At 56.5% G+C, this 12003-nt stretch carries 8 protein-coding genes; 4 read left to right on the top strand and 4 right to left on the bottom strand.

The window, feature by feature from the left end; genetic code table 11:
* Window positions 1–152: 152 nt before the first annotated feature.
* The 4 genes from ACVDG4_RS17130 to ACVDG4_RS17115 are packed head-to-tail and all read left to right on the top strand — an operon-like array spanning window position 153 to window position 7843.
* Window positions 153–4796 (top strand): MupA/Atu3671 family FMN-dependent luciferase-like monooxygenase, encoded by a 4644-nt coding sequence (locus tag ACVDG4_RS17130; protein WP_447236003.1) that lies wholly within the window; start codon window positions 153–155, stop codon window positions 4794–4796.
* Between the two features lie 10 nt (window positions 4797–4806).
* Window positions 4807–5478 (top strand): 4'-phosphopantetheinyl transferase family protein, encoded by a 672-nt coding sequence (locus tag ACVDG4_RS17125; RefSeq protein ID WP_447236002.1) that lies wholly within the window; start codon window positions 4807–4809, stop codon window positions 5476–5478.
* A complete protein-coding gene (locus tag ACVDG4_RS17120) occupies window positions 5475–6719 on the top strand; it encodes a glycosyltransferase (RefSeq protein ID WP_447236001.1) in 1245 nt (414 codons plus the stop codon). Before ACVDG4_RS17125 ends, ACVDG4_RS17120 begins: the two co-directional genes overlap by 4 nt.
* Window positions 6719–7843 carry a hypothetical protein gene (locus ACVDG4_RS17115; RefSeq protein ID WP_447236000.1) on the top strand — a complete coding sequence of 375 codons (1125 nt, stop codon included), beginning with the start codon at window positions 6719–6721 and terminating at the stop codon, window positions 7841–7843. The genes ACVDG4_RS17120 and ACVDG4_RS17115 overlap by 1 nt, the downstream gene beginning before the upstream one ends.
* A 26-nt stretch (window positions 7844–7869) precedes the next feature.
* On the opposite strand, the gene ACVDG4_RS17110 is transcribed toward ACVDG4_RS17115, so the two are convergent.
* The 4 genes from ACVDG4_RS17110 to ACVDG4_RS17095 all read right to left on the bottom strand — a co-directional run bounded on the left by ACVDG4_RS17110 (window position 7870) and on the right by ACVDG4_RS17095 (window position 12003).
* Window positions 7870–8712: a fumarylacetoacetate hydrolase family protein gene (locus ACVDG4_RS17110; RefSeq protein ID WP_447235999.1), complete on the bottom strand. Its 843-nt coding sequence runs from the start codon at window positions 8710–8712 to the stop codon at window positions 7870–7872.
* Between the two features lie 163 nt (window positions 8713–8875).
* On the bottom strand, window positions 8876–9508 hold the full coding sequence (locus ACVDG4_RS17105) for a glutathione S-transferase family protein (RefSeq protein ID WP_306147967.1): 633 nt from the start codon (window positions 9506–9508) through the stop codon (window positions 8876–8878).
* Window positions 9509–9663: 155 nt separating this feature from the next.
* A complete protein-coding gene (locus tag ACVDG4_RS17100; RefSeq protein WP_447235998.1) occupies window positions 9664–10893 on the bottom strand; it encodes a M24 family metallopeptidase in 1230 nt (409 codons plus the stop codon).
* A gap of 255 nt (window positions 10894–11148) precedes the next feature.
* Window positions 11149–12003, bottom strand: a complete 855-nt coding sequence (locus ACVDG4_RS17095) for an ABC transporter permease (protein ID WP_209172030.1) — start codon at window positions 12001–12003, stop codon at window positions 11149–11151.

Here is a 12003-nt window from a genome sequence, read left to right as displayed (position 1 = left end):
TTTCTAACGCGTGTATTATGAAAATTCGGACAAACATCCGTAAATTCTCGGATAAATTAACGGGTTCTTCGAGGGTATATGCAAACTAGTCTGCGTGCGCTTTTACAAAGAATTTGCTGCTGTCCAGTTATGCGTCATCCAAGGGAACTTAAATGCTCGATTGTCTCCTGATAGGCGATGAATCCCTTCTCGTTCAGTGTGGTGAACACCTGAAAGAACGTGGTCACCGCATTGTTGCGGTCATATCCTTCAACCCGGCAATTCGGAATTGGGCGTCGTCGCACGGCATTCCAGCAGCCGAGTGGGGCAGCTCTCTTGAGGAAACCACAGCAGACTATCACTTTGACTGGCTGTTTAGCATTGCCAATTTGAGGATGCTTCCCGATACCGTTTGGCAACGGGCGCGATCCGGTGCGGTGAATTTTCACGACGGCCCGCTGCCTCGATACGCAGGCCTCAATGCGCCAGCCTGGGCCATCCTCGATGGTGAGCAGCGTTTCGGTGTCACCTGGCATGAGATAGTGTCGGGTGCAGACAAGGGCCGGATCTACACACAAGCTGATTTTGACATCAGCCCGGACGAGACCAGCCTTACCTTAAATGCCAAATGCTTTGAGGCCGGGTACGCAAGTTTTATCGATCTCATCGCCAAAATAGACGGCAATACGCTCTACGGAATTGCGCAGGATTTTTCAAAACGCAGCTACTTCGGAAAAAACAAGCGTCCGACGCTTTCCGGAACACTCGACCTGTCCCGGACAGCAGAGGAGCTGTCGCGGCTTTTCCGGGCCCTTAGCTTCGGAGAGGGGTACGCGAACCCGCTGGTCGCGCCAAAACTGCGAACCAATCGCGGTCTTTTCAAGATTACCAAGCTCGATTTAGCGCCGCCCCGCACTCCAAATGGGCCCGCAGGCACTGTTCTGCATATCGGTCCAGACGGCGTGCTTGTTGCTACCGGCGACCAACCGATTTTGCTTGACGGTATTGCGATTGGCTTGCACGCAAATCTGGCACAGTCCGTAACACTCAATGAGCAATTGCCTGTCTATTTTGTCGAAGAAACGGCTGTCCTTGATGCCGCAGTTTTCGATGCTGTCCGTCATGAAGACGCCGACATTGTCACGATCAAAACGCTCGAGATACCGAGCCTTTTCGGGATCAAGGACGATGTTGAAAGGGGGGCTTCGCCAGAAGTCATGTCGCTGTCCCTTCCCTCCTTAATGGCGCCGCAAGACACGATTGCGGCAATCGCGCTGTTTATCGGGAGGTTCTCGGGACAGGAGAATTTTGGTCTCGCTTATCTCGGACCAAAGAGCGCGGCGGTCGCGGACCGGTTTCCTGGCCATTTTTCGGAAAGCCTTCCATTTCCGATCAATATCGATTGGCAGCGACCCTTAAGCGCCGTTTGTGACGACACCAATGCCAAGCTGGTGCAATTGCGGGACAGGACTGCTCCCCTATCCGATCTGATCTCCCGGGTGCCCGGGGTGGCGCGGCCGGCATATACAATCGGAATTGTTGAAACCGACGCAGCAAACACGCGGCCGGAGCTTCTGGCCGACTGTGCGCTGACATTTAGCGTTTCTGCCCAGGGCAAATCTGCGCTGATCTTCGATCCATCGCGGGTCTCCGCCGATACAGCAAAACAATATGCCAAGCGCGTTGAACTGGTTGCCGCTGTCCTGTCTGACAAGGAACAAGTGGCTGCAGATGTCGCCATGCTGTCCGCCGACGAGCGCGACCTTGTACTCAATCGTTGGAACGCATCTGCCACGGATGTGGATCTGGAAATCTGCGTTCATCAGATGATCGAACGTCAAGCGGAGGCAACGCCGGACGCTGCGGCAGTTGCCCTGCACGATCAGTCCATCAGCTACCGGGAGCTGAACGATCGCGCAAATCGCGTTGCCATCGAACTGCAAACGCTCGGGGCAGGACCAGACAAGCTTGTCGGATTGAACATACCCCGGTCCATCGAGATGGTCTGCGGCGCACTTGGTATTTTAAAATCTGGTGCTGCTTACGTTCCGCTCGATCCCGACTTCCCGAAAGATCGCCTGACCTACATGGTCGAAGACAGCGGTGCAGCGGTCATCCTGTCCAGCCGCGCACTTCCGGAGCCGCTTGCTGCGCCCGGAGTACAGACCGTGTTTATCGAGGATGTTCTGTCGCGTGTTGCCTCAGCAGAACAGCCGCAGACCGGCGTTCAATCAGACAACCTCGCTTATGTGATCTACACGTCCGGCTCGACCGGCCGGCCGAAGGGGGTGATGGTCGAGCATCGGAATGTCGTCAATTTCTTTGCCGGAATGGACGATTGCATTGCAATCGATCAGCAAGAACAACCGGTATGGCTAGCTGTCACAAGTCTTTCTTTCGACATCTCCGTTCTCGAACTCTTCTGGACCTTAACCCGCGGCTTCAAGGTCGTCATTCATTCCTCTGAAACGGCAACCTCGCAGGTCAGCACAACACTTGACGCGCAAGGCTCAGGGAAAACGGCAAGCGTCGATTTTGGGCTGTTTTTCTGGGGCTACAATGAAGGCGTCGGCCGCGACCTCTACAAGCTGCTTTTGGAAGGCGCAAAATTTGCCGACGAAAACGGCTTCACATCGGTCTGGACGCCGGAGCGCCACTTCCATTCCTTCGGTGGTCTTTATCCCAATCCGTCCGTTTCAGGTGCGGCAGTTGCGGCCGTCACCAAGAACCTGTCCATCCGCGCCGGCAGCTGCGTACTTCCCCTTCACCACCCGGCACGGGTTGCCGAGGAGTGGTCTGTGATCGACAACCTCAGCAACGGCCGGGTTGCCCTTGCCTTTGCGTCCGGCTGGATGCCCGAAGACTTTGTGCTGCGCCCGGAAAACAGGCCGCCGAACAATAAGGCGGCCATGTACCGGGACATTGAGACCGTCCGGAAACTCTGGCGCGGCGACGCCGTGGACTTCGAGGCCGGCGATAAGACCGTCAGCGTCGTCACGCAGCCAAGACCCGTTCAAAACGAGCTGCCGGTCTGGCTGACAACAGCTGGAAACCCGGAGACGTATCGGGATGCGGCCCGCAACGGGGCCAATGTTCTGACCCACCTTCTCGGGCAATCTATCGACGAGCTGGCTGGCAAGATCAAGATCTATCGGGACACCCTGATTGAATGCGGCCGCAATCCGGATGACTACAAGGTCACCCTGATGCTGCACACGCTTCTCGGAGAGGACCAGGATGAGGTGATGGACCGCGCGCGTGGTCCGATGAAGGAATATCTGCGCAGTGCGGCAGCGTTGATCAAGCAATACGCCTGGGCGTTTCCGGCCTTCAAGAAGCCGGAAGGCGCCAACAATCCGATGGATATCGACCTGCAGACGCTTTCAGAAGACGAGCTGGAAGCAATCCTGGAGTTTGCGTTCCTGCGCTACTTTGAAGACAGCGGGCTGTTTGGAACGGTCTCTGATGCGCTCAAGCGTGTCGAACAAATCAGTGCCATCGGTGTCAACGAAGTTGCCTGCCTGATCGATTTTGGCGTGCCTCAGGACATCGCCCTAGACCGTTTGAAGCCCTTGGCCGAGGTCATCCGGCGCGTAAACGCAGGCGAAGTACAAATGCCCGCCGAGCAGACACCGCCGGCCGGCGCGGGCCTCGCTGCGGACCTTGCGCGCCACAACGTCACCCACATGCAGTGCACGCCGTCCATGGCACGTATGTTCCTCACCCGCGAGGAAGACCGCGCGGCGTTTTCCAGCATCCGTCATCTTTACGTCGGCGGGGAACCGTTCCCGGGGTCGCTTCTGAAAGACATTCGGACGTGCACTTCAGCCTCGGTCACCAACATGTATGGCCCGACCGAGACAACCATCTGGTCATCGACGGCAGAAGTGGGTGCTCCTGAGCAGACCATTCCGCTAGGAAGGCCGATTGCCAACACGCAACTCTACGTGCTTGATGCCAGAAATCAGCCTGCAGCTCCTGGCCAACCCGGTGAACTGTTTATCGGTGGTGAAGGCGTAACCCGCGGATATTTCCAGCGCCCGGAACTGACTGAAGAACGTTTCCTGAAAAACCCGTTTGCCCCTGGCAGAATGTACCGTACCGGGGACCTCGTATGCCGGCTAGAAGATGGCAGCCTGCAGTTTCTTGGACGAACGGACCACCAGGTCAAAGTGCGGGGATACCGGATCGAACTTGGTGAAATCGAAGCCCGAATTGCCGCGCATCCCGGCGTGGTCGAGACCGTTGTGACTGCACGCGAAGACCGGGTTGATGATGTCCGGTTGGTCGCTTACGTCCGGACGCAGTCCGGATCGCTCGACGAATACGCGTTGCGCTCAGAGCTGCAAGACACATTGCCGGAATACATGGTTCCCGCTCATTTTGTCGTGTTGGAGGCTTTCCCTCTCACACCAAATGCAAAGATTGATCGGAAGGCTCTGCCGGCGCCTGATGCAACGGTTCGCGAGACGACCCAAAGCACTTTTGTCGCGCCAGAGAGCGACATGCAAAAATCCATCGCGGACGCGTATCAGCGCATTCTTGGTCTGGGTCAGGTGGGGCAGAACGACAACTTCTTCAACCTTGGCGGACACTCCCTGCTTGCGGTCCAGCTCCACCGGGACCTGAAAGCCAGTGTGGCTCCAAATCTGACAATCACCGACATCTTCCGTTTTCCGACCGTTGGCGGCCTTGCCGGACACCTAATGGACGGCGGACGCGCTGACGATCGTCTCGGAGAAGTTGCCAGCCGGGCGGCCAAGCGCCGCGCGGCGCTGAGCGCAAGGCGGCAAGCGCTCTCCGGGAACCGGGGGTGATTGCTCCGCAATGCTTTGGGCTCTCTTTCCGGACCGGATTCAGATCGCCGCGGGTGACCCGCGCGGCGGAAAACCGACCGGATATGCGGATGAGGAAATCCATGTGGCCAACGCGGTTCCCTCACGCCGATCGGAGTTTTTTGCCGGACGAGCATGCGCCCGCAAAGCGATGCAGGACCTTGGCTTCCGGCCAACTGCTATCGGTATGAGTCCCGATCGCAGCCCGATCTGGCCGCCCGGCCTGATTGGTTCCATCAGCCACTGCAAAACAGTGTGTCTTGCGGCGGTCGCCCGGCAGACGGATGATATCCTGTCGATCGGGCTCGATATTGAGCCCGATTCACCTCTCCACGAAGACATGTGGGATACCATTTGTACGTCGAGCGAACGTAAATGGCTTGCCCGGCTGCCTAGTAGCCAGAGGGCTCGCCAGGCGCTCCGAATGTTTACGGCCAAAGAAAGTGCTTACAAGGCGCAGTACCCGCTCACGCAGGAGTTTTTCGAGTTTGAAGATCTGGAGATCGCATTTGATGGCCATGATTTCTTCGCAGTGCTCCAGCGCAAAGTCCCAGGCTTTGCCAAGGGGACAGAATTTCGGGGACGCCAGGTGATTTACAACGGGCATGTCGTGTCAGCGGTTTGTGTCGACTCTGATCAATTCAAGAAAGGCGTTGTGTCATGAGCGGATGCGCAGACCAGCGCGGCGGATGCGTGCTTTTCGTCACGGCGGTGCGGTTGCGCAGAGGACCCAATGGATTACAGCTGGATGACCAGACCTGTGCCGGGCTCGCCAGATGGGCCGAAAGTTTCGGCCATGTCACTTATATGGGAATTGAGCAGCCGGCCGATTTAGAAGACGATACCTCAGTCACTTGGATCGATATTGCCGACCTGGACTTCCGCGACCGGCTCACGGTCGTTGCTCTCCCGTTTGCCTATAAAATCGGACGATTTTTCAAAGACTATAAATCAACCCGGAAGATGCTTGCCGAAGAGATCGCCAAGGCAGATCACTTGTGTTTCACACTCGGATACCTGTTTGGTGACTGGGCCGCCGTGGCCGCTCTTGAAGCGATAAGGCAAAACCGGGACTATGCCGTTTGGTTTGACCGGGTCGAGCACGATGTCATTCGCAGAACGCTTCCCGCCATACCGCTCAAGCGGCGGATCAAGGAAGTTGCAACGCTGCCCGTGATGGTCCGGTACCATCACTATCTGATCCGGCACAGCAATCTGGGTTTGTTTCAGGGGCAAGATACGCTGAAGGCCTATGCGGACCATTCGACAAATCCGCATTGTGTTTATGACGTGCACACGCAGTCCACTGACCTCATCAGTGCGGCAGTTCTGGAAAAAAAAGCCGAACGCGTGCAATCCGGCGCCGCTCTCAAAATCCTCTATGTAGGGCGAGCCTCGGAGATGAAGGGGCCGCTCGATTGGGTCGAGGCCATCGCAAAGCCGATCCAATCGGGCGTTCCGCTTCAAGCAAAATGGGTTGGCGACGGCCCTCTTCTGGCAGATATGAAGCAGAGGGTTTCAGCGCTAGGGCTGGAAGACCAAATCGAATTGCCGGGGTTTTCATCTGATCGTGAGGCCATACTCGCAGAAATGCGAGATGCCGATCTTTTCGTCTATTGCCATAAGACACAGGAGTCGCCCCGATGCCTGATTGAGGCGCTCGTCTCCGGGTGCCCGATCGTCGGTTATCAATCGTATTATTCAGATGACCTTGTGAGCCAGAACGGCGGCGGCGTCGGTACGCCGCTCAATGATCCGGCTGCATTAAGTGCGACAATCCAAGATCTACATGAAAACCGAAGCAAGCTGGCGCAGCTGATCAAGGCAGCCGCAGCCGACGGATCACGGTTTGATGAACAAACCCTCTATGCCCACAGGGCAGACCTCATTCGAGAGTATGCTTAATGACACGCTTCCAGTTGGTCCTAGCTATCGCCTTCGGTCTATTTGTGATTGCAATTGCTGCCGTTGCGATCATGTTCCTCCCCAGAGGACAAGAGCTCACGACAACCGGCTTTCCATCCCTGCCTAAAGACGGTGAGACACCAGCCGTGCAAAAGATCTTCATTTCCGGTCACAGCCTGACCGATCGTCCTATACCGGAAATGCTGGCAGCAATTGCCGAGAGTTCCGGACAACCGGTCACTTGGAACATGCAGCATATCGGCGGATCCTCGATCAAACAGCGCAGCCATGGATCGGACCACCAGTCGCCATGGTCCGGATACAGTGATGGTACGGATAAGGACGGTGCCCCTATCAATGTCCGGGACGAGCTTTCACCCAGTTCTGCAAATGAAACTGAGCCCTATGATGTACTCCTGATCACCGAACAGCACCGTCTGCTCGATTCTCTTTTGTGGCAGGAAACCCCTAGGTTTCTCCGCGCCTACCAGGATGTGTTTCATGCTCACAATCCGAACGGGCAAACCTATTTCTACGCGCCCTGGCTTGATGTTGCGAACCTTGAAGACCCATCTTCATGGATCGCTTATGAACGCGCTGCTTGGCCAATCTGGCAGTGCGCAATTGCAACCGTAAACGTAGGGCTCGCAAAGGACGGCCGGGAAGACAGGATCATGCTGGTCCCGGCTTCGCTGGCATTGGCCGACCTGGTGGACCAGCTGGTCTCAACACCAGGTGGACTAGCGGGTTTCAAGGACATGTCTGCGCAGGAAATCCTTGCCGCATTGTTCAGTGACCGTGTCCACCTGACACCTTTGGGCAACTCCTTCATGGCAGCGGTTGTTTACGGCACACTTTCGGGAAATCCCATACCGCAGACAGAATTTGCAAACCTGCCCCGCGACCAGGCAGCAACCCTTCAGGACGTTGCCAATCGGTTCATGACGGCATATCGCGCACAGATGCCAACCTTCGGCGAGAACTGCACGGAAAAGGTGCCGGCCTCCTTCAAGATCGCCTATCCGGCTTATACCGAAGAAATGTCGAGACAAGGTGGAACCGGCTTTTTAAGTGCCCGGCTCCAGCGTCTTAAAGAAACTCTGAGCTACTTCCGGAAGCTATAGACCGAGCCTGTGCAAACCAGGAAACGTCAGTCCGCAACGACTTCCTGCCGTTGGGAGCCGAGGCCCTGGATGCCGAGTTCCACAACGTCACCGGCTTTCAGATAGCGCGGCGGTTTCATGCCCATGCCGACACCCGGAGGGGTCCCTGTGGAAATGATGTCGCCCGGATGCAGCGTCATGAACCGGCTGAGGTAGGAGACAAGATACGCCACGGAATAGACCATCGTCCGGGTCGACCCGTTCTGAAGCTTTTCGCCATTCACGGTCAGCCACATGTTCAAATCTTGCGGGTCAGCGACATCGTCCCGTGTCACCAGCCACGGCCCGACCGGGCCAAAACTGTCGCAGGACTTGCCTTTAGTCCACTGGCCTGACCGCTCAATCTGATAGCTGCGTTCCGAGATATCATTGGCCACCGTATACCCGGCCACATGGTCCATGGCGTCCGCGTCATTGACATATTTCGCGGTTTTGCCGATCACCACGGCAAGTTCTGCTTCCCAGTCGGTCTTTTCGCTGCCTCGCGGCAATAAAGTGGGATCGTTCGGACCACAGATCGCACTGGTTGCCTTCATGAAGATGATCGGTTCCGGCGGCACATCCATACCGGCTTCTTCCGCGTGATCTGCATAATTCAAACCGATACAGATGAACTTGCCTGTTCCGGCAACACAAGGGCCAAGTCGCGTTCCAGGCGTGACTTCCGGCAGCTTTACTACATCAATGCCGCGAAGGGCCGAAAGACCGGCATCGGACAAAACCGCACCCTGGATATCCGGAACAATGCCCGTGAGATCGCGGATCTTGCCGTCCTTGTCCAGAAGGCCCGGTTTTTCGGCGCCTGGGGCCCCATGCCGCAACAACTTCATTCCTATAACTCCCGTCGCCCAACAGCCTATTTGGTTTGCCCAAGTGATTGCACGTTCAAGCGCAGCCGAAAAGTGCAGCAGTGCCAAAAAGGACCTGCATCCGGCACACAAAAAAGGCTCCAGGTTTCCCTGAAGCCTCGTTGAGTTTAAGCGCATTAGGAACTCAAGCGCCAGGAACCTTCATGGCGGAAAAGTCGATCATGATGTTCTCCTGATAGGCCTTCCGCTCGCAAAGCCGATCATAATAGGCTTTTAGTTGCGGCAGATCCGCACGATCGAAATCCAGCTCGTAGTACCGGTACAAAAGGCCGCCAACCTGGTAGTCGACGAGATTGAGTGCATCACCGCCGAAAAACGGACCTTTGATGTTTGCCTCGAAGATAGCCATCGCCTGCTTCAGAGCCGCTTCTGCCTGAGCAACCGCAGCCCCGTTGCGGTCTTCCGCAGTCACCCGGACCATCTGGATAAAGATCGTTGGGATCAACGGCACATAGATGTGCTGACGGGACATGTCGGCCCATTTTTCGATCTGCGCGGCCGCCATCGGGTCGCTCGGATGTCCGCCAAAGCGTCTCATCAGATAACGCAGGATGGTGACGGCTTCCGAAATCGCCTGACCATCTTCTTCCAGAACCGGCACAAGACCCAACGGGTTCATCCCCAAGAACTCTGGGGTGTCCGTGCCGCCAAACGGGCCCCCGACATCAAGGCGTTCATACTCGACACCCAGCTCGTCCAGGCACCAGATCACGGGCTGCACATTGGCCGAGGTCTTGCGGCCATGGATCTTGATCATTTTCAACTGTCTCCCAAACTGGATGTCGCTTTTTGTTGCGGCTGGATAATGCCCGGTCATGCGCATTGAGCCAATGGCTTCAAAATTCGAATTGCAGCACAATTCGTCCTGCATGGCCGCCGCTGGAACCCACGTTGTCCCAGCGGCTACCGCAACTATCGTTTCGGGATGATGTTATGCTCCGGACCAAACGGGAAGCCGGTGATGTTCTCCGCACCATCTTCCGTCACGATCAGGATGTCATGCTCACGATATCCACCCGCACCCGGCTCTCCTTCCGGGATCATGATCATTGGCTCCATGGAGACAACCATTCCGGGTTCCAGGACGGTATCGACGTCTTCCCGCAACTCAACCGAAGCCTCACGGCCATAGTAGTGGCTCAAGACCCCGAATGAGTGGCCATATCCGAAACTGCGATACTTCAAAAGATCGTGGCTGCGGTAGATGTCATTCAGCTCCGCCGCGATGTCACGGCAGCGCGCACCCGGCTTGATGAGCTTCAGGCCTTCACGGTGGACGTGACAGTTCACTTCCCAAAGCTTCAAATGGTCATCGGAAGCATGCTCGCAGAATAGCGTGCGCTCCAACGCCGTGTAGTAGCCAAAAATCATCGGGAAACAGTTCAGGCTCAAGATGTTGCCGGCTTCCACCACCTTGTTGGTCACCGGGTTATGTGCGCCGTCCGTGTTGATACCGGACTGGAACCAGGTCCACGTATCCATCAGCTCGACAAACGGGAAGGATTTTGCGATTTCGCGGATCATGGCATTGGTGGATGCGATCGCGATCTCGTGCTCAGTAACACCCGCTTGAACGGCATCGACGAGCGCCGCGCCGCCAACGTCACAGATACGGGCGCCTTCACGGATCAAGACGTGCTCTTCCGCGCTTTTGATGGTTCGCTGGGTCATTGCATCCGCTGCAATGTCGACCAGCTCGACCCCCGGCAAGGCTGCCTCAAGTTGCTTCAATAGATCCAGAGAGACGTGATCGAACTCGATGCCGACCCGCTTCATAGAGGCATTGGGCAAGCCGAGCAACGACTGTATGGCGTAGAAATAGTTGTCCCGGCGCCAGTCTGTGTAAATTACGGTGTCACCATGGGTCCGGCGCCATGGCTGGCCGCCGTCGATCCCGGCTGCAATCGTGGTTGCCCTGTCCTGAGTAACCAGGAACCCGTATTTCCGGCCGAAGTAGCAATACAGGAAGCCCGAGTAATAGCAGATGTTGTGATACGAGGTGAACAGACAGGCGTCGATCCCCCGGTCTGCCATCAAGGTCCTGAGCTGAGCCTGCCGGCGGTCCATCTCCTGCGGCGAAAATGGCGAGAACGCCTTTTCGCCATTGTTCATTTCATAAATCCGGATCATGTCGTCGCTCATCGCGTCCTCCTGTGTGTCTTCACCAATGAAGGCCTTGAAAAAAGAAAACGGGCCGGCTTCTGAAAAGAAGCCGCCCCGCCAGGCCCAAACCCAAATTGTCTTGCTGCCGGAACGGTTTTCCGTCCACCCGGTGACTGGCGTTCCGCCACCGGTCTTTTAGAAACAGCTCGGTTACTTCCTACTGCGCAAGCGTGCGCATGTCCTGTTCAAAACCGTCACGTCCTGCGCAAATCCGGACAGATGGCGCTAGGTCTCTTAGCCCGGCGTTAGGCCTCTCAAGCGTTCCGACCGGCGCCGCAACAGTTCCAGAACTGTCAGAAGCGCAATTGAAATCGCCACCATGAGCGAAGCGACCGCCAAAATCGTTGGTGAGATCTGTTCGCGCAAACCGGTGAACATTTGCCAGGGCAAAGTCTGCTGGCTGGCAGATCCGAGGAACAAGACCACCACCACTTCATCAAAGGACGTGATGAACGCAAACAAGGCTCCAGACACAACACCTGGAATGATAAGCGGCATCTGGACCTTAAAGAAGGTCGTAACCGGATCTGCCCCCATGCTTGCGGCTGCGCGGACGAGGCTTTTGTCAAACCCGACCAGCGTTGCCGTCACCGTGATGATCACAAACGGGGTGCCAAGAGCCGCGTGTGCCAGCACGACCCCCCAGTAGGTGCCTTGCAGACCGATCCGAGAATAGAAGAAGTACATGCCTGCAGCGGAGATGATCAACGGCACGATCATCGGCGAGATAAGCACCGCCATAATTGCCGACTTATACGGCACATGACTTTGAGACAGACCGATCGCTGCAAGCGTTCCCAGGAACGTTGCAAGGATTGTTGCGGCCGGGGCAATCATTACTGAATTGCGCAGGGCCTGCTGCCAGTCCGGGTTGGTGAAGAAGTCGTGGTAGTGCTTCAACGAATACCCGGCCGGATCAAGAGCCAGCATCTCTGGCGTGAACGTGAAGAAGTCCTGTGCATTGAAGCTCAACGGCACGATCACCATGATCGGAAAGATCAGGAAGAAGAAGATCAATCCGCAGATGACCCGGAAGCTGTAATGCCAGGTCCTTTGAAGCGGGGAGGCATATGGAGGTAAAGCGCTCAT

Source organism: Roseibium sp. MB-4 (assembly GCF_053005265.1).
The sequence above is the reverse complement of the archived record's forward strand: the minus strand, read 5'-3'. Positions and strand labels throughout refer to the sequence as shown.